We start from the raw sequence: 17,837 nt of genomic DNA on the forward strand, positions 1-17,837 counted from the left end.
TAGTTTTTACCGATACAATGTCTATGCCAGAGGAAGGATCAAAATTATTATCCGCTAGAGAAATTTCTTCCAGAAGGGTTTCGGGGCTGATCAAAGCCTATCTCCAGGAATACCAAAGTTATTCCGGATCAAATCCGTTTCCTGAGATTGTGGAGGAAGCAACATTCCGAAAAATCCTAAAAGATTCCAATTTTTGGATTTCTCAGGATTTGGAAGACCGGTTGATTTCCACCATTGCCAAATCCGTAGATATTTCCGGGCTTTTGTACCATCTGGGAACGGAAACTCTGATTACAAACGCTTTCGATCTGCTTCCTTTGGATGATACGAAAATCTTCATAGACGAATTGATCCATCGGATACCTATCTTAATTAACCGCCTAACAAGAACTGTATTTTTGCATATTTTTTTCACAGGCCCGAAGACTGCGTTATTCCAATTCGAATACCTTTCCCGTTATAAGGAAAAATGGTATGACGCTATTTTTTTTCAAGGTATGCTGAACGGACTCGCCGTTCTGTATGAATTGAAAGATTACAAAATCAATATGACCAAAACCAGGTTATTCGGAATTCACGTATCCCACAAAGATCTTGGAGACGATATCGTTTTCGGTGCGGACGTAAACGAATACCGTTTAACGTGGACAGACGAACCACTGAGCCTTTCCCGTGCCATTGCAAACGAAGATCAAAACAGTAACAATCGCCATAAAGTTATGATAGTATCCAGAGGGGATACTTTGAACGAAAAAATCTCCATCGTCGATATCAATGACGTTGTGGATAAATCCAGAGAACTTGCCATCGAGAATAGGGATTTGGAAGCGGCTGTCGAAGTTTTAAAATCGTTTAAATTCGAACTGGAAAAGAAACAATTGTCCATTGCTAAGGACCTTCGTCTTGCAAAGAACATTCAAAAAGGTTTGATTCCTCAAATCATTCCCGATTGGAAAGGGATTCAATTTTGGACCGCATATTATCCCATGCAGGAAGTCAGCGGAGATTATTACGATTATTTTCCATTCGCATCTGATCGGTTAGGTGTCGTTGTCTGCGATGTATCCGGTCACGGAGTGCCGGCGGCATTTATCACTGCTCTGTCCAAGATGTTGTTCACCAATTACAAAATGGGAAAACCTTCGGAGACGTTTAAATTTATCAACAGGGATTTGCTTGATTTGGTAAAACAGCAAGGTTATACGACTTGCGTATACGCTTTGATCCAAGACGATTATAAAATAGTTTATTCTACCGCGGGTCATCCCAGACCGATTTTGCATCGCGCGCGTACCAACAAAGCTGAAATTCTGGAAGGAGAAGGAACATTTCTAGGGATGTTTCCGGAAGGTGGAGATACCTATAAGGATCACTCCGTTCAATTGGAACCCGGCGATAAATTATTTCTTTATACGGACGGGATCACCGAGGCGGAAAGTGACAAAGGTGTTCCATACGGAGAAGAACGGTTGTTAAATGCAATCGAGTCTTGTGCCGATATGACAATCCAGGAAACCATAGAACATATCATGCAACTTCATAAGGAATTCACTATGGGAACGGATCCTATGGATGATATTACTTTATTGGGATGGCAACTTTCCACAAAACTTCCCGAATTCAACGATTACAAAAAGTTAGGTGATGAAAGCTATAAGGCGAAAAACTTTGCAAAGGCTTGTGAATATTTTCAACAAGCGTATGAGATTTTGCCGAGGGAATTGAACACTCAGTTGATTTACGGAAGAGCACTCGCTCATTCGCGAAAATTCGAGGAAGCATCCTCTTTGCTTGAATCTTATAATCGGTTTAAAACGAATAATTATATTTCTCATGCGGTGCTCGGGTTTTGTTATTATAAGCTGGAATCTTTCGAAAAAGCGGAATTGGAATGGAAGAAGGCCCATTCTTTGAAAGATGATAACTTGTCCGTTCTTTATAATCTGGCAATGGTATACTTGAAGCTTGGTGCAAAGGCGAAGATGAGAGATATGTTGGATCGAATGAAACGGATCGACATACAAAATCAAAACATTATCCCTTTGGAAAAGAAATGGGAATCAATGTTAGATGAAGAATAGATTCTTAATTTTACTTTATCTGTTTTTCAATCTGGTTGCGTTCAAATTTCCGGAAGATCATAATTTTCACGGAGACTACGGAATCGAATGGTGTTATTTCGTCGGTCATTTGGTTACGACGGAAAATCTGAAATTCGGATACGAACTTTCTTTTTTCAAAGTGACTTTAAAAGACAAAGATTCCGTTTCTAAAATAGAAATTTTTCCGGTTCATTTTGCGATCTCGGATCCGAACAAACAAATCCATTATAGTAATGATGTATTGCACAGGAACTTGGGCGGACTTGCGGGCTTTGATAAAAATCTGATTTGGAGTGGTGAATACCATCTGCAAATTTTAGGAAAGGATCGTTTTCATATCACTGCAAATCCCAAAAATAAAAAGATAAGCCTTGATTTTGATTTGGAAGGATCGGGTCGGATTCTATCGCATGGTAAAGAGGGATATTCCGTTAAATCAAATAAGAGGCCCGGGATATTTTCGTATTACTATAGTTATCCGAGACTTAAAACGAAAGGTGGGTTTTCGGTAGAAGGTAAAAAATACAATTTATTGTCGGGTGTGTCCTGGATGGATCATGAGTGGAGTGGTGCCTTGGAAGATATTAAAAAAGATCCAAGCATGTCCTATTCGCTTGGCGCGCAAACAACCGGTTGGGATTGGATTTGTTTATCCGCCGAAGATGGAAGTGATTTGGTTGTTTTTCGATTTAAAGAAAATTCGACTGCAAAGCCGGAAACGTTCGGAACTTACAGGGATCCGGGCGGAAAAGTTTTTTCCTATTCCAAAGAAGATGAAGTCAGCATGAACCCTACTTCCGATGATAAATGGAAAAGCCCCGATACAAAAATCGAATATCCTCTTCATTGGAACATTCGAACTCCCAATGCGAAGTGGGAAGTCTCTACGGCTTTCGATAAACAGGAGTTCGATGCAAGAAAAAGTACGGGAACTATTTATTGGGAAGGGATGGTGTCGGCTGAGGGAACTTCATCGGATGGAAAAAAAATAAAGGCTAATGGTTATTTAGAATTGAAGGGATATTCCTATAAGAAGAAATGGTGGGAGCCTTAAACTTATGTGGAGATATTTTTTAAAGAGATTCCTTTTGATTTTCCCTACATTGATAGGAATCACGTTTTTGGTATTTTTGATTTCCCATTTGGCTCCCGGCGGTCCGCTGGATAGTGAGATTGCAAAAATCAAAGGTGCTGCAAATCTTGCAGGTGCCTCTTCGAAACAGATTTCAGCAGAAGAAGTCGAACTGATCAAAAAACGACTTCATTTGGACAAACCGATCCCCATTGCTTATTTATACTGGTTGGGTCAGATTGTTACGTTTGATTTGGGAGAGTCCAGACTTCATTCCCGAAAAGTCACCGATCTCATTGTAGAGAAATTGCCTGTGTCTTTGACATTCGGATTGTCCGGTTTTTTTCTTACCTATCTGATTTGCATTCCTTTGGGGATCAAGAAAGCTTTGAAGGAAGGGACTCTTTACGATTTGTATACCAGTCTGATTATCTTTTTCACTTATTCCATTCCCGTATTCGCCTTCGCCATGTTATTGTTATTTCTTTTTGCATCGGGAGAGGTTTTTTCCTTTTTTCCTTTGGGTCATGAAGTGTCCGATTATTACGAAGATATGAGTGCTTGGGGAAAGATAAACGACCGCTTGAGTCATATGTTTTTGCCTGTACTATGTTATGTGATCGGGTCGTTTGCCGTGCTGACTCTTCTTATGAAAAACAGTCTGCTCGATCAAATAGCGAAAGAGTATGTAAGAACGGCCGTATCGAAGGGGCTTAGTTTCAAAGATGCGGTTTTCAAACATGCATTTCGAAATTCTTTGATTCCCATTGCCACGGGGTTCGGAAGCAATTTAACGTTGATCTTTTCTGGATCTTTGTTTATAGAATTGGTTTTCAATATAGACGGTATGGGACTTCTCAGTTTTGAGGCGGTCAAAGAAAGAGATACAGACCTAATGATGGGACTACTTTTAGCACAAAGTTTTTTAGGTTTGGTTGGGAAAATTATATCTGACTTTTGTTATGTGGCGATAGATCCGCGTATCAACTTCGAATAAATATGTTCAATAATCCTGCAAATATCCGTAAATGGAAAAAATTCAAATCCAATAAAAGGGCTTATTATTCCTTACTTATTTTATTTTACAGTTATCTATTATCCTTATTTTCACCGATTCTGATAAACAACAAACCTTTGTTCGTATCGTATGAAGGCGAAATTTCATTTCCTATTTTTTTCTTTTATCCCGATTCGAAATTCGGCGGTCCGAACCAAACGGAACCGAATTATAAAAAATTAAATAAAACGGAAACTTTTCAAAAACCGGAAAATTACATGGTGTTTCCTTTGATTCCTTTCGGTGTCAATGAAGACAATTTGGAAAGTCTGGAGGAAGGTTCCAATCCTCCGTCCAAACCTTCTCTCGTTCATTGGTTCGGAACGGATGACCGGGGAAGGGATGTATTTACGCGAATTATTTACGGCTATCGTTTGGCAATGACCTTCAGTCTCATTCTTGTATTGATCGAATTGATATTAGCTTCTATCATCGGAGGGATTCAAGGATACTATGCCGGGAATATCGATTTGATATGGCAAAGGATCATTGAGGTTTTAGCAGCGATTCCTTTTTTATATTTGATTTTGATAATGGGTACTTTTTTCGGACGAGGATTTTTTATTCTACTCGTCACCTATGCTTCGTTAAGTTGGATAGGGCTTAGTTATTATATGCGTGGAGAATTTTTAAAACTCAGAAGCCAACAATTTGTGGATGCGGCGAGAACTTTAGGTGTATCTTCCCGTTCCATCATCTTGAAGCATCTTTTGCCGAATTCATTGACACCTTTGGTTACGTTTTTACCATTTATCCTGATTTCGGCAATCTCAGTACTATCCGCTCTGGACTTTTTAGGTTACGGGATTCCCGCTCCCAATCCTTCTTGGGGAGAACTTATCGGCCAAGGTAGGGAAAGATTGAGTTCCTGGTGGTTGATCACTTATCCGTCTCTCGCTTTATTTATTACAATCAACTTATCTGCGTTTGTCGGTGAAGGATTGAGGGACGCTTTTGATCCGAAGGAAAAGGTGGTCTACGAATGAGCGCATCTCCTTTGTTATCTGTTAATAATCTAAGCGTTCAATTGAATACGGAAGAAGGCAAACTCGATATCATCAAAGACATTTCCTTTTCCATTGCAGAGAGTGAAATTTTCGCTTTGGTGGGCGAGTCCGGTTGTGGCAAATCGATTTCTTCTCTTGCGATGACGCGACTTCTTCCCGCAAATCAAGCAATCTATCCTACCGGTTCCATTGATTTTTCGGGAAAGGATCTTCTTCGTTTGAGTTCGGAAGAGATGAGGAAAATCAGGGGAAAGGAAATCGCTTATATTTTCCAGGAACCGTTTTCTTCGTTGAATCCTCTTCAAAGAATCGGAGAACAAATGATCGAAGGATTTCTTCATCACGGGTTGGGCACGGAAACGGAAGCGTTGGCAAAAGCCGAATATCTGTTTCAAACGGTGGGGATTACGGATGCAAAACAAAGATTAGGTCAATACCCGAATCAATTTTCCGGAGGGATGCTGCAAAGGGTGTGCATCGCCATGGCATTGATGTGCGATCCTAAATTACTCATTGCTGATGAACCGACCAGCGCAATCGACGTAACGATCCAACTCCAGCTCATTCAACTTCTTTTACGACTCAAAAAAGAAATCAAAATGTCCATATTGTTCATTTCACATGATATCGGTTTGGTGTCCCACCTGGCACAAAGAATGGCGGTTATGTATGCGGGAAGAATCGTTGAAATCGGATCCGTAGACGAAGTCATTGATACCCCGAAACATCCTTATTCTAAAGCCCTGATTGAAGCTTATCCTTCCCATGACAAACTTGGCAAAAAATTACAAATTATCGAAGGGATGGTGCCAAGTCCGAAAGATTATCCTATCGGTTGTCATTTTCAAGACAGATGTTCCATTAAAATGGAAATTTGTAAAACGGCTCAGCCAGCATTACGAAAGTTAAGTGATACTCAGTCTGCGTTTTGTTTCGCCTTAGGAGAAGAAAATGTTAGAAGTTAAAAATTTAACAGTCTCCTATACGAATAAAAGATTTCTGTCAAAACCTACTTATACGAAAGCAGTGGAAGATGTATCTTTCCAAATCGCTCCGGGAAAAATATTGGGACTCGTTGGGGAATCCGGCTGTGGCAAATCCACATTGGGGCGCGCCATTTTAAAGTTAGTTGGTATTCGGTCCGGTGATATTGATTATAATGGAAAGTCGATTCATAAATTGAAAAAGACCGAACTACTTTCCGTTCGAAAACAAATTCAGGTAATATTCCAGGACCCTTATTCTTCTTTAAATCCCAGACTTACCGTAGAAGAAATCATTACAGAAGGTTTGCTTGTCCATCACAAAGGTTTATCGAAAAAAGAGCGTGAAGATAAAGCGAAAGAAAGTTTGGCCCAAGTCAATTTACCCGAATCGATTCTAACCAGATACCCGCACGAATTTTCCGGAGGGCAAAGACAAAGGATCGCGATCGCACGAGCTTTGATTTTAAGACCGGAATTGGTAATCTGTGACGAGGCCGTATCGGCTTTGGATATATCTACACAGGCACAAGTAGTTAATAATTTATTGGAGCTGAGAGATAAGTTTCATCTTTCGTATCTTTTTATTTCCCATGATTTGAATATAGTGAATCATATTTCGGATGAGATTGCGGTTATGTATTTGGGGAAGATCGTGGAAATCGGTAAAAAGGAAAAAATCATCAATCATCCTCTTCATCCTTATACAAAAGCGTTGTTTTCCGCAAGTTTTGATATTAAAAAAAGAAATTCCCCTGAACGACCTTTAGTCGGTGAAATACCGAGTATTATTAACAAACCATCCGGTTGTTATTTTCATACTCGTTGTCCAAATGTACAGGATATTTGTAAAAAAGAACGGCCTTTGGAAAAAACAATTTCCGCGGACCAAAAGGTAGCTTGCCATTTTCCATTGCAAAATTAATTTCTAATTTGCATGTATATTTCTTTCAGGGAAAGAATCAAAGGATATGTTGGAACTATTTTTTTAGCATCCATCGTCATCTTTTCGATCAGTATGTTTATGATTCTTTATCCTTTGATGGCTGATCCCGATTATTACAAGAATATAATACTAACTGAAGTTAATTCTAAGTCCGGACTTTCTTTCGATTATAAAGAATCAACTCCTACGTTTTTTCCGTTTCCCGGAATTGAGCTGAGCCAAGTTACGGTTTCTAAAAATCAGGACCAACTGATACGGGTTCAGAAAGTTAAAATCGAAATTTATCACGGAGTTTTCATCGGTAAAGCTCTTCAAATCAGAAGGATTTATCTCAATACCGGAAAGATAGAATTGAAAAGAGAGAAGAACGAATCTTTTCCATTGTTTGCGAAGTTAACCGAGAAAAAAAAAGAAGGTCCGGTATCAAATGTTCCGGAAATTCAAATAGAAGAAAAACTTTTGTTTTCGGATACATTTGGAGGTCTTCCCAAGGGACTTGAACTCAAAAATATAATGATAGAATTTGATGATGAGCTTTATAGTAGAAAAATCAAATTTTATATTTGGGAGAGTAGCGTAGAGATTGATAAGGACTTAAGAAGTCTGGATTTTTACCTATATGGCAAAGTCAATGATGATACATTTCAAATATATACAAATGCTTCGTTTATATATGATGAGATGAATTTTGAAAATCTCCGCGTGGAGGGTTCGGCTCATTTTGATGAATTCAGAGGAAGCAATTTACAAGATATACTTGTGATTTTTCCCAATGCCGATTGCAGAAATGGGAAGTTTACCGGTGTCATGCCTTTCTATAAAAGAACCAATGAAGTCATTGCTTCCCGCGCGGAAAATGTAAATATCAAAGATCTTGCTCTTAAAGGTAAATCATCGTTTGGCGATGCCTATATCAGTGTACTTATCGAATATAATATTACAGAAAAAAAATTATCTTTCTCCGATATATCTGCGGAATGGAAGGGCAAGATCAAAATTTTCGGAGCGGGGTATGTTACTTTCGGGTTGGTTCCTCAGATTTATTTTGAAGGAAGATCGGACTATCTGGAAGTAGATTCTACTTTGAATATCATTAAACTTTGGTTAGACGCTGATTTGGAAAAATCAATCATTACCAGAGATATGCCGGATACCAAGTATGTGGATCGAATGCATGTGAATTTGGACTTTAATTTGAGAAGAGTGAATATTCGAGGTATCTTTGCCGATGAAATGAATCTCGCACTCGGGTATCACAAAAGCCTGATGAAAATCAAAAGATTGAATCTTGCATTGTATAAAGGGAAATTAGTCTCAACCGGCAATGTGACTTTCGGCACGGATCGAAAACTTATAATTACGGGGAAAGCAGAGAATATCGCGCTTGGAGACATTCTATTTCACCAATTCGGTAATTCTCCCATCACCGGAACTTTGGAAACGAACTTTGAATTGAATTCCCAGGGGTTCACCGAACGTGAATTAACTGATAATCTTAATATCAATGCTGCATTCAAATCTAAGGATGGCGAGTTACTCAGTTATACGAATATTCTTAAACCGATTAGTTCGATCGGAAACCTGATCAGTCTGAAAAAACTGGATTTCACAAGAGCGACTCCTTATAAGGAGATTGATGTGGATATGAATTATGCATCCAGAAAATTTCAATTCAGTAATTTTATTTTGAAGGCGGATGGGATTGCCGGTTCAGGTAGCGGAAGCATTACGATTGATAAAAAAATCGACATGCAATTCACGGTAGCATTACCTGGATTAGCTGGCAAGGTATTGAAACTTCCTATTATTTATAAAGGAACTTACGGAACAAGTACGCCTTATATTGATCCTGTGTGGCTCGGTTCGGTTTATGCCGGAACCATTTTGCTCGCAGGACCTGCTGGGGCTACTGTCGGTGGGATCGCCGGTTCTGCTATGTCTGATTATGTAAATCGAGCTGTCGACAATGTCACCGATACGATCGGCTCCGGGATAAAGTCTTTTCGAAATCTTTTTTCGAATGAGGACGACACAAAAATCAAAACCGGCAAATGAGGTTTGTCATTCTCGGGCGCTTCGCATAAATCTTGTTTTGTGAATTATTTTTATGACCCGACCGCGCTCTCCGCTGCAATCAAACGGAAAACATTCCACGCTCTTTTTCGCGGAACCTCCTGTTCCGACGAAAAAACTTCGGCCATCCTGGCCTACGTCACCGCGAGAAATGATTTCTTTGTTTTAGAAATGAATCAGTTACTTGATTTCCGCTTCGATCGCTAGCGCGGGGGCTTGGATGTGGAAGAGAGATGGTGGGATTTCATAGTATACCATCCCCGCCCTATCGACATTGGGTGGGGTTAACCACCCGCCACCCAATGCGTTCCATCTACCATATAACCTTCCCTTTGTAAAGAGATGATTCGGGTTCTGGGAAATTTATTCCAAAAAGTTCGCCTTTTTGCCTAAAGGTTTTTGAATTTGTGGTATCTTCGACGAAATGACCCTGGTTTCGCATTCCGGAATGAAAAACCAAGGCCACCGTTTCTATTCAGTCATACCACGACGATCCTATAAAAAGTAGTTTCCTAGGAAATTATTATATTGACAATAGTTTCTGTGGAAACTATTGTGATTTTATGAAAAAAACTCAAACCAAGGAAGTAAGTGATTTAAAAAAACACATTGGTTTTTGGATGAGGATCGTTTCCAACAACGTATCCCACTCGTTTGCTAAAAAACTGGAAACCCAAGGTTTCACCGTAGCGGAATGGGTCGTCCTTCGTGAAATGCATGAATGTAAAAACACGATAGTACCCAGTTATATTGCTGATCTTACAGGACTTACGAGAGGAGCGATTTCAAAATTGGTAGATCGTTTGTTGGAAAAAGGTTTTGTCACTCGTAAGGAATCTTCGAATGACCGTCGTTATCAGGAGATCGAGCTTACCAAGGAAGCAAAACATCTGTTGCCGAAATTGGCGTCGATTGCAGATGAAAACGATGAACAATTCTTTTCAGTTTTAAGTTTATCCGAACGGAAAACTTTAACTGAACTTCTAAGAAAAACAGCCGAGTTCAATCAACTTACAAAATTGCCGATTGAGTAAAGGAGAGAGTATGAATATACAAAAAATTAAGGAAACCGTCGATTTGTCTTTGGAAGGGAAAATTACTTTCCCGCAAATAGTAGGTATTCTTCTGAAAGAAAACATAGAATCCTATCACGTCGATTTCGTTCGAGCGGAAAATAGGTATTATACGGCGCAAGGGGAAAATCATTTGGAGCCAGTTCCTCATCAATTTCCCTCCGCGGCAAAAGAATTTTCAGCCGAAGCGGTTAGCGCTACCATTAAAAAAGTACAAGCAGGAAAGATCAACTATCGGGAGTTTATCGATGAAGTAACATCGGCAGGCTGTATTTATTATATTGCTTATCTATCCGGCAAACGGGTTATTTACTTCGGTAGAGAAGGTGAATTTCATATAGAACATTTTCCGAAGAATTGATTTGAAGAATGTATCTTTATCTGCTCAATTTACGGATAAAAATTTTATTTTCATTAGACCAATTCCCCTTTGACCGACTTTCGAATGAAATAAATCGGATACAAAAGTAGATACAAATTAGGAAGCCACCAGGTTATATCGAAATCCAATCGTATCCCCCAAAATGCAATTGCTTGGAGACCGGAAGAGAATGTCAAAACGAGTGAAATCAAACTGACCGGTTTCCAGGCTGCATTCGCTTTTCCATATAAATGCAGGCTGAGTAGTCCTGAAAAAGAAATCAACAGATCCAGCGGAAGAAAAGACCAATTCCAGCTAACAAGTAACGGATTTGTATAATCTTTGAAAAGCCACTCATCCGGTATGATATGAAGTATTGTGATAAGCCAGTACAATACAAAACCTATATCTGTGATAAGAAAAAAAGGGCGTAATGTTTTCATTTGGATCAGTCTTTTATTTTGACTGATCAGATATGGAAAAAGGGATTTATTTTTACTTCTATCGCATCAGATTATAAAAATTCAGAAAGCAAATTCAGTTCTTTTGTCATAATCATTTCCGTTTGTTTTTGAAAGTCCGGCAGGTTTCCGTAAGTTCGACTTCCCCGGTTCGGGTCAACGACATCTGTGATTCCTCTTAAAATGATTATAGGAACTTGATTCTTCGAACAAATTCTTGCAATGGATCCCGACTCCCAATCACCAGCTAATGCGTGATATTTGTTCATTAGAAATTGCAAATGTTTCGGATCGATGTCCTGATCGGCAGAGAGAATCGCTCCGGATTTTAAACCGGCGATTTGATTCGATTTTGCAAGATCTTGCGAGCTTTTTATGTCCGTGGTATAATCACGGATTGCCTCTTCCGAATCTCCCATTCGTTCAATAATGTCATAGACAATGGTCCGATTTACATATAGAATCTCTCCTTCTTTTATCTTACCGATAAAACCGCCTGCAGTTCCTAAGTTAATGACCGAAGCCGGTGAAAATTTCGTAATTGCCCATTGTGTGGAAGCAGCCGAGTCGATTTTGCCCCAGCCTCCTTGGAGAAAGAGAATCGTTTTATCATCACCCGATTTGTTTTTTAACGTGTATGAAAAATATTCTCCATACGGACTATGAAGAATTACTTTTGAATCGATGTTTAAAATCTTTTTAACGGAATTCCATTCGCTTTCCGCAGAAACAAGAATGAGAGTCGCAGGTTTTGAAATGGAACATTGAATTTGGAATATTGACAAAATTAAAAAAATCGCTAAGCTTCCTTTTTTTCGATCCATAAAAAAAATCTTATCGGCATTCCGCCTCAACGTAAATGAAAAAACGATTTATATCTTATTACTTTTTGCTGTCAAAATCGAATTCACAATTTCTATAATCCAATTCTTATGTAACAGGTTTCGGGCGCTTCGCATAAATCTTGTTTTGTGAATTATTTTTATGACCCGACCGCGCTCTCCGCTGCAATCAAACGGAAAACATTCCACGCTCTTTTTCGCGGAACCTCCTGTTCCGACGAAAAAACTTCGGCCATCCTGGCCTACGTCACCGCGAGAAATGATTTCTTTGTTTTAGAAATGAATCAGTTACTTGATTTCCGCTTCGATCGCTAGCGCGGGGGTTTGGATGTGGAAGAGAGGTGGTGGGATTTCATAGTATACCATCCCCGCCCTATCGACATTGGGTGGGGTTAACCACCCGCCACCCAATGCGTTCCATCTACCATACAACCTTCCCTTTGTAAAGAGATGACTCGGGTTCTTGGAAATTTATTCCAAAAAGTTCGCCTTTTTGCCTTTTTTAGATCTCTTCCCGAATGGGGATTCCTTCTTTTCTTAAAATCCGTAGTGCATTTGTGGTATGGGAAATCCCTTCCCGGAGTCTGTAATCGAATATCATTTCGCCATCTAACTCTAATTCTGTGAAATGAAAAGGAGTCGCACCTTCTATCTCGGCAATTTGCAAATCGTGGGTGGTTAGAAAAACGATCGCTCCTTTTTCTTTTAAAGCGAATAGGATTTCACGGGTGGCGATTTGTCTTTCTTTGGAATTGGTTCCTTTTAAAATTTCATCCAAAAAAAGTACGGACAGCTTCGTATCCGGCCTCGTCTCTCTGATGATTCCGGAAAGTCTTCTAACCTCGGAATAAAAGAAAGAGATTCCGTTTTCCAAAGAATCTTGGGAACGAATCAAAGTATGAATTTCAAAAGGAGCAATGGACATTTTGGTTCCCGGAATCGGTCCTCCGCTCCCGGCGATTAACAGACTCACTGCGATGGCTCGAAGATAAGTTGTTTTTCCCGACATATTGGAACCGGTAATGATAAACAAACCTCCTCTCCCTACCGTAGGTAAAATATTTGTTATACGGTGGTCGATTCCGATCAAAGGATGGCCTAAATTTTCCGCTTCCATATAACCTTTGTCGTTCCATTCGGGAAATGCCATCTTCGGGTTTAGGAAAGAAAGATTCGTAAAAGGAAGCAGCGAATCCACACGGATCCAATCTTCTTTCAATTCCACCCAAAGAGGAGCCCAATTGAATTTCCATTTTTCAAATCGATTCACTTTCCAAAGATCCCAAAGAAAAATCGCATTCAAAATAAAATGGGGTAGGGGAGAAATGATCCATTCTGAAGAATTGCCCAATTTTTCCAAGGCATGGGACATCTTTCGAATTTCCGTCCTTCGTTTCGGATGCAATCGTTTCCAAACGGATTCGAAATTTTCCAAACTTTGATTCAGATTTTGGATTTGTTTCCAAATTTTGAGAGAATTTTTACGATACCGTATAAATAGAATTAGGTTAATAAACAATAACAAAGGTGCGAACGGCAAAGAAAAAAAAGAACTAAGAAGCAGCCAAAAAGGAGTAAACACTCCCAGGATCGGATAAAGAAACCTAAGGTATCTTTGTTTTTCCCAAAAATGAAAATCTTTAGTGATATTAAAAAAAGGAATTTTATCTTTTGTATCTCCCCCGTAAGGAAATGCCTTTCGGAGCAATTGGTAGTTCAAAGATCTGTTTTTCAAAAGCTCTTTTACTTTTGTTTGTAAAATCTTCGGGTCTTCGTTTGTATTTTGCAATAATCGGTTTAAAAACAAATCCCAACTGTCTTTTGTAACAGTCGTATCGAGATAAGCAAATAATCCTTGTTTTGTGCACAAGTCCAAATCAACGGAAAGAGGGTGGTTTCGGATTGCTTCCGGAAATTCCCAAACTTCCAAGGAAGGGATTTTTTTCAAGACTCCGTTCTTTCGATTCAACTCTCTTTCAATGAGAGCTAAGGTTTTTTCCAACCCGGCGAGATGGTGTTTTCGCTTTTGGTAAATGGAAACCAGAATCGCAAAACCAACGATAGGTATACTTAGAAAGGCATAATGTAAAAATTCCGATTTGTTCAGATAAAGTCCGAAAAACCCTACGATGATGGAAAAAAATACAAGCAACCTGACACGAGAAAGTCTTTGTAATTGGGATTTTCTTTTGGGAATGAGTGAGGAATAACGTTTCTTTCTGAAGTTTAAGAAACTTGTGGGGAAATCAGGCGAATCTATGTCGTTCGTAATTTTCTTCTTCTCTTTTGGTAATTTCTAAATCAAGTACTCGAACAAGGCTGCCCAGGTCATTTAATCTCCATTTGTCGATCAATTTGCCCCTTTCTCTACCCGAAAACTTGTCCAAATAGAGGGTTCCGAACAGATCTTCGCCGTATTCATAGGCGACGAAACGGCCGTTTCGTTTCCCTGTAGCATTGATCATTCGAATCGTCATAGACGAATACCAAAAACAGAATGAAAAAAAATAGTACAAGCAAAATTTTTTACTTCAGTATTTTCCTTTTCCTGCGATATACATATCGGGGATAGGACCACTTGTCACGGATGATGAGCCCTAACAAACAAACACCCCAGGAACCAAGGACGCACGGAGGCCGACATGGATTTCTACCCAGAAATGAACCCGGAGCTAAAAAGCTCTTTTACGCGACAAGACCGCTTTTTTTCCAATATAGAGAGCGAAACCCTACTTCCTCAGCTCGGCCTGAAAGCGCGAAACCTGCTGGATTCCAAACAAATGGACAAATTGACCGAAATCAGAAAGCGCCACCTGAAAAAAGGACATCAACAGAATAAATTCTCCTGGGACTGAGTCCTTAAAAATCTCTTGACCATCTGAAATTTGGATTTAGTATTAAGTCCGTTTCAGATGGGAGAGATATGGCAAACAACCTAGCAGAAGTTTATAAAGAGTCTTCGGAGAAATTCGGAACCAAGCCGGCATTCTGGTATAAAAATGCGGCAAAAGAATACCAAGCCATCACCTACAAAGAACTTTACGAAGATGGTTTAGCTCTCGCGGAAGCACTCATTGATTTAGGTGTGGATGCTCGGGATCATGTAGGAATCCTCGCGGACAACCGCAAAGAATGGATCGTTGCTGACTGCGCAGTGTTGCTTGCAGGGGCTGCCAATGTTCCTCGCGGATCGGATATTACTGATTCGGAAATCGTTTATATCCTCAATCACTCCGGGGCAAAAATCGTTTTTATTGAAAATGATAAGGTCTACGAGAAATTCAAAAACAATAAATCCCAAATCAAGGGAGTCAAGACAGTCATCATCCTCGATCAGGATTCCAAAATCAAATCCGGCTCGGGAGTTTTGCATTTCCTGGACCTGTTGAAAAAAGGAAAAGAGTTACGCAGCAAAGGGAAAAAAGAAGCGGAAAAACGTATTTCCAAAATCAAGCCGGACGATCTTTTCACTCTCATCTATACTTCCGGAACAACGGGGATGCCGAAAGGTGTAATGCTGATGCATTCGAATATGATCCACCAATTGCATTACGTGGTTCCGAACGTTGCAAAAGTAACGCCTGAAGATCGTATGTTGTCCATCCTTCCCGTTTGGCATATCTTTGAAAGGGTTGTGGAATACTTTGCGATCGTAAACGGAGGATCTACTTATTATACAAAAGTTACCGACCTTCGAAACGATATCCAAAAAGCGAGACCTACTTTTATGGCTTCGGCCCCTCGTGTTTGGGAAAGTATCTATAACGGAATTTACACCAGGATCAATGATCCGAAACAGACTCCTCCCGTTCGAAGATTATTATTCAAAGTAGCTTACTTTTTCTCCAAACACTATCACTCCTCCATTCGTTTTCTAAAAGGTTTGGAAGTGGATTATGAAAATAGAAATATCTTTCAATCGTTAATCGGCGGCGTGATTGCCATCGTTAAACTTTTGGTAACAGCACCTTTCAGCTTAACTATATTAGGTGGAATCGCGGGTTATTACTTGAGTTCCATTGGAAACCCTCTTTCGACAGTTGCTTATGTGATCAGCGGACTCGGTTTGATTTTGAATGTGTTCACTCTGGATCGGATTGTATTGTCCAAGATCCGCCAGGCGACAGGCGGTCATTTGAGAGCAACTTTGTCCGGCGGGGGAGCGTTGCAAAAACACGTAGACGCTTTCTTCATGGACATTGGTATTACCGTACTCGAAGGATACGGGATGACGGAAACAGGTCCGGTGATTTCAGTTCGTTCTTTTGAACGTCCGATCATGGGTTCTGTGGGGGATATAGTTCCTCTCACACAAGTTCAAATTCGCGATGATGCCGGAAAAGTTCTCTGCCATATAGATGACAAAAAGAATATCATTTCGGGCAAACAAGGTGTAAAAGGCGTCGTTCACCTGAACGGTCCGCAAGTGATGAAAGGTTATTATAAAAATCCGGAAACTACGGCAAAAACCATAGTAGACGGTTGGATGAATACCGGTGATATCGGAATGATCAATTTCAAAAAAACTTTGACTTTGACCGGCCGTGCAAAAGACACCATTGTTCTGTTAGGTGGTGAAAACGTAGAGCCTGTACCGATTGAAAATAAAATCGACGAATCTCCTTTCATCAAACAATCCATGGTGGTAGGACAGGATCAAAAGGTTTTGGGTGCCATCATTGTTCCTGATTTCGATGCTCTTGCTGCTTGGGCTGCTGACAATGGAATCACCGAGACCAAACCGGAAAAATTGATCACCGAACCTAAGGTAGTCGATTTTTATAAAAAAGAAGTCCGTAATTTCAATAGTGTTAAGACAGGTTTTAAAAATTTCGAGCAGGTTCAGTATGTTACCATTATCACCAAACCGTTCGAAGTTGGTGACGAGCTTACAAACCTGATGAAGATGAAGCGGCATGTCATTACTGAAAAATACAAAGATCGGATTTTGGAACTTTACAAAAACAGCTAATGTCCATTTTTGCAGAAATATTTCACGGGGAACGCATCCTGGAGATCAGGATGCAGACCAATGAAAAAAATACTTTTGATCTGAACGCTTTTTCCACGTTCGGCGGCATTTTAAAGAAACACGCGCAAAATGAAAATTTGCGCGCACTTCTACTTACCTCCGCTCAAACCCAGTTTTTTTCCAATGGAATCGAACCGACCCTAATGTATGGAAAGTCGGATGCGGAGATCAAAGAAGCGGTTACTATTTTGATCGGAACTGTTTCGGATTATTTTTTGTTTCCCATACCCACCATTTCCATCATCAACGGACATTGTATGGCGGCAGGGGCGGTTTTTGCGTTATTCTCCGATTATCGTTATATGGTGGATAAAGGGGCAAGGATTGGATTTTCAGAAGCGATCGTGGGCTTGAATTTTCCTTCCGTTCCTACGATGGTATTGAAAGATCTTGTGGGTTATAAAAATGCCCGTGATTTATTGTACACCGGAAAACAAATCAAATCTCCGGAAGCAAAGGAGATCGGCCTTGTAGACGAACTTTTTCCCGCAGAATCTTTGTTTAACGAAGGATTGAAATTTGCAAGTTCACTTGCAAAACTCACTTATAATTCAAGCCGTGGAATGAAAACAGCACTCCGCGATTTTTATCATCCTATCCTTTCCAAGGTATTTGAACAGGATATACAACATTTCGCGCGTACAATTCAAACCAAAGACGGACAAGAAGGTTTTCTCTCTTTGATAGAAAAACGTAGACCGAACTTTATTACTTAATTTTATTTATCCCTCCGATCTCGGGATTTCGGCAAAAAAGAAGGTTATCTTTGAATTTCCTTTTTTAAAAGTTCGGGAACCCTGTAGTGAAAACTTGGGTCTATACTTCAGC

General features: G+C 39.8%; 18 protein-coding genes. 14 read left to right on the forward strand and 4 right to left on the reverse strand.

From position 1 onward, the window contains the following. Window positions 1-23: 23 nt before the first annotated feature. The 10 genes from DI077_RS01425 (at window position 24) to DI077_RS01470 (ending at window position 10,674) form a co-directional block, all read left to right on the forward strand. The gene (locus DI077_RS01425; protein WP_109021957.1) at window positions 24-2,081 is read left to right on the forward strand and encodes a SpoIIE family protein phosphatase; all 2,058 of its coding nucleotides are present in this window, start codon (window positions 24-26) and stop codon (window positions 2,079-2,081) included. Continuing rightward, entirely contained in the window at window positions 2,071-3,156 is a 1,086-nt protein-coding gene (locus tag DI077_RS01430) for a lipocalin-like domain-containing protein (protein WP_109021958.1), read from the forward strand. Before DI077_RS01425 ends, DI077_RS01430 begins: the two co-directional genes overlap by 11 nt. Window positions 3,157-3,160: 4 nt before the next feature. After that, on the forward strand, window positions 3,161-4,171 hold the full coding sequence (locus DI077_RS01435; RefSeq protein WP_109021959.1) for an ABC transporter permease subunit: 1,011 nt from the start codon (window positions 3,161-3,163) through the stop codon (window positions 4,169-4,171). Window positions 4,172-4,173: 2 nt separating this feature from the next. After that, the gene (locus DI077_RS01440; RefSeq protein WP_167837216.1) at window positions 4,174-5,217 is read left to right on the forward strand and encodes an ABC transporter permease subunit; all 1,044 of its coding nucleotides are present in this window, start codon (window positions 4,174-4,176) and stop codon (window positions 5,215-5,217) included. Then, complete coding sequence (locus DI077_RS01445; protein ID WP_109021960.1) at window positions 5,214-6,203, forward strand: ABC transporter ATP-binding protein; 990 nt, start codon at window positions 5,214-5,216, stop codon at window positions 6,201-6,203. Before DI077_RS01440 ends, DI077_RS01445 begins: the two co-directional genes overlap by 4 nt. After that, window positions 6,190-7,146: an ABC transporter ATP-binding protein gene (locus DI077_RS01450; RefSeq protein ID WP_109021961.1), complete on the forward strand. Its 957-nt coding sequence runs from the start codon at window positions 6,190-6,192 to the stop codon at window positions 7,144-7,146. Before DI077_RS01445 ends, DI077_RS01450 begins: the two co-directional genes overlap by 14 nt. Window positions 7,147-7,158: 12 nt before the next feature. Continuing rightward, window positions 7,159-9,222, forward strand: coding sequence for an AsmA family protein (locus DI077_RS01455; RefSeq protein WP_109021962.1), 2,064 nt, complete (start codon window positions 7,159-7,161; stop codon window positions 9,220-9,222). 39 nt (window positions 9,223-9,261) lie between these two features. Continuing rightward, window positions 9,262-9,447, forward strand: coding sequence for a hypothetical protein (locus DI077_RS01460; protein WP_109021968.1), 186 nt, complete (start codon window positions 9,262-9,264; stop codon window positions 9,445-9,447). 356 nt (window positions 9,448-9,803) lie between these two features. Continuing rightward, a complete protein-coding gene (locus DI077_RS01465) occupies window positions 9,804-10,274 on the forward strand; it encodes a MarR family winged helix-turn-helix transcriptional regulator (protein WP_109021964.1) in 471 nt (156 codons plus the stop codon). A gap of 10 nt (window positions 10,275-10,284) precedes the next feature. Then, window positions 10,285-10,674: a DUF1398 family protein gene (locus DI077_RS01470; RefSeq protein WP_109021965.1), complete on the forward strand. Its 390-nt coding sequence runs from the start codon at window positions 10,285-10,287 to the stop codon at window positions 10,672-10,674. Between the two features lie 53 nt (window positions 10,675-10,727). Here the strand turns inward: DI077_RS01470 and DI077_RS01475 are convergent, their stop codons facing one another. Together DI077_RS01475 and DI077_RS01480 are read right to left on the reverse strand one after the other, a co-directional pair. Then, a complete protein-coding gene (locus tag DI077_RS01475; RefSeq protein ID WP_109021966.1) occupies window positions 10,728-11,117 on the reverse strand; it encodes a DUF5360 family protein in 390 nt (129 codons plus the stop codon). Between the two features lie 71 nt (window positions 11,118-11,188). Continuing rightward, entirely contained in the window at window positions 11,189-11,959 is a 771-nt protein-coding gene (locus DI077_RS01480) for a 5'-methylthioadenosine/S-adenosylhomocysteine nucleosidase (protein WP_109021967.1), read from the reverse strand. Between the two features lie 147 nt (window positions 11,960-12,106). Between DI077_RS01480 and DI077_RS01485 the strand changes: the two genes are divergently transcribed. After that, window positions 12,107-12,292 carry a hypothetical protein gene (locus DI077_RS01485; RefSeq protein WP_109021968.1) on the forward strand — a complete coding sequence of 62 codons (186 nt, stop codon included), beginning with the start codon at window positions 12,107-12,109 and terminating at the stop codon, window positions 12,290-12,292. Window positions 12,293-12,479: 187 nt separating this feature from the next. Here DI077_RS01485 and DI077_RS01490 read toward each other — a convergent pair whose 3' ends face one another. Both DI077_RS01490 and DI077_RS01495 read right to left on the reverse strand, forming a co-directional pair. Next, entirely contained in the window at window positions 12,480-14,129 is a 1,650-nt protein-coding gene (locus DI077_RS01490) for a MutS-related protein (RefSeq protein ID WP_242935305.1), read from the reverse strand. Between the two features lie 94 nt (window positions 14,130-14,223). Further along, window positions 14,224-14,454 (reverse strand): hypothetical protein, encoded by a 231-nt coding sequence (locus tag DI077_RS01495; protein ID WP_109022201.1) that lies wholly within the window; start codon window positions 14,452-14,454, stop codon window positions 14,224-14,226. Between the two features lie 165 nt (window positions 14,455-14,619). Between DI077_RS01495 and DI077_RS01500 the strand changes: the two genes are divergently transcribed. The 3 genes from DI077_RS01500 (at window position 14,620) to DI077_RS01510 (ending at window position 17,725) form a co-directional block, all read left to right on the forward strand. Then, complete coding sequence (locus DI077_RS01500) at window positions 14,620-14,832, forward strand: hypothetical protein (RefSeq protein ID WP_174705660.1); 213 nt, start codon at window positions 14,620-14,622, stop codon at window positions 14,830-14,832. A 68-nt stretch (window positions 14,833-14,900) separates the two neighbouring features. Then, window positions 14,901-16,949, forward strand: a complete 2,049-nt coding sequence (locus tag DI077_RS01505) for an AMP-dependent synthetase/ligase (protein WP_109021969.1) — start codon at window positions 14,901-14,903, stop codon at window positions 16,947-16,949. Beyond that, window positions 16,949-17,725, forward strand: coding sequence for an enoyl-CoA hydratase/isomerase family protein (locus tag DI077_RS01510; RefSeq protein ID WP_109021970.1), 777 nt, complete (start codon window positions 16,949-16,951; stop codon window positions 17,723-17,725). Before DI077_RS01505 ends, DI077_RS01510 begins: the two co-directional genes overlap by 1 nt. Window positions 17,726-17,837 lie beyond the last annotated feature (112 nt).

The sequence above is a fragment of the Leptospira kobayashii genome (assembly GCF_003114835.2).
Classification (GTDB): domain Bacteria; phylum Spirochaetota; class Leptospiria; order Leptospirales; family Leptospiraceae; genus Leptospira_A; species Leptospira_A kobayashii.

What these genes read in the sequence shown, in the direction of transcription:
- DI077_RS01445 (WP_109021960.1), top strand. Translation starts at nt 5,214, where the DNA reads ATGAGCGCATCTCCTTTGTTATCTGTTAATAATCTAAGCGTTCAATTG.
- DI077_RS01435 (WP_109021959.1), top strand. Translation starts at nt 3,161, where the DNA reads ATGTGGAGATATTTTTTAAAGAGATTCCTTTTGATTTTCCCTACATTG.
- DI077_RS01430 (WP_109021958.1), top strand. Translation starts at nt 2,071, where the DNA reads ATGAAGAATAGATTCTTAATTTTACTTTATCTGTTTTTCAATCTGGTT.
- DI077_RS01505 (WP_109021969.1), top strand. Translation starts at nt 14,901, where the DNA reads ATGGCAAACAACCTAGCAGAAGTTTATAAAGAGTCTTCGGAGAAATTC.
- DI077_RS01500 (WP_174705660.1), top strand. Translation starts at nt 14,620, where the DNA reads ATGGATTTCTACCCAGAAATGAACCCGGAGCTAAAAAGCTCTTTTACG.
- DI077_RS01455 (WP_109021962.1), top strand. Translation starts at nt 7,159, where the DNA reads ATGTATATTTCTTTCAGGGAAAGAATCAAAGGATATGTTGGAACTATT.
- DI077_RS01475 (WP_109021966.1), bottom strand. Translation starts at nt 11,117, where the DNA reads ATGAAAACATTACGCCCTTTTTTTCTTATCACAGATATAGGTTTTGTA.
- DI077_RS01450 (WP_109021961.1), top strand. Translation starts at nt 6,190, where the DNA reads ATGTTAGAAGTTAAAAATTTAACAGTCTCCTATACGAATAAAAGATTT.
- DI077_RS01470 (WP_109021965.1), top strand. Translation starts at nt 10,285, where the DNA reads ATGAATATACAAAAAATTAAGGAAACCGTCGATTTGTCTTTGGAAGGG.
- DI077_RS01440 (WP_167837216.1), top strand. Translation starts at nt 4,174, where the DNA reads ATGTTCAATAATCCTGCAAATATCCGTAAATGGAAAAAATTCAAATCC.
- DI077_RS01480 (WP_109021967.1), bottom strand. Translation starts at nt 11,959, where the DNA reads ATGGATCGAAAAAAAGGAAGCTTAGCGATTTTTTTAATTTTGTCAATA.
- DI077_RS01510 (WP_109021970.1), top strand. Translation starts at nt 16,949, where the DNA reads ATGTCCATTTTTGCAGAAATATTTCACGGGGAACGCATCCTGGAGATC.
- DI077_RS01465 (WP_109021964.1), top strand. Translation starts at nt 9,804, where the DNA reads ATGAAAAAAACTCAAACCAAGGAAGTAAGTGATTTAAAAAAACACATT.
- DI077_RS01425 (WP_109021957.1), top strand. Translation starts at nt 24, where the DNA reads ATGCCAGAGGAAGGATCAAAATTATTATCCGCTAGAGAAATTTCTTCC.
- DI077_RS01495 (WP_109022201.1), bottom strand. Translation starts at nt 14,454, where the DNA reads ATGACGATTCGAATGATCAATGCTACAGGGAAACGAAACGGCCGTTTC.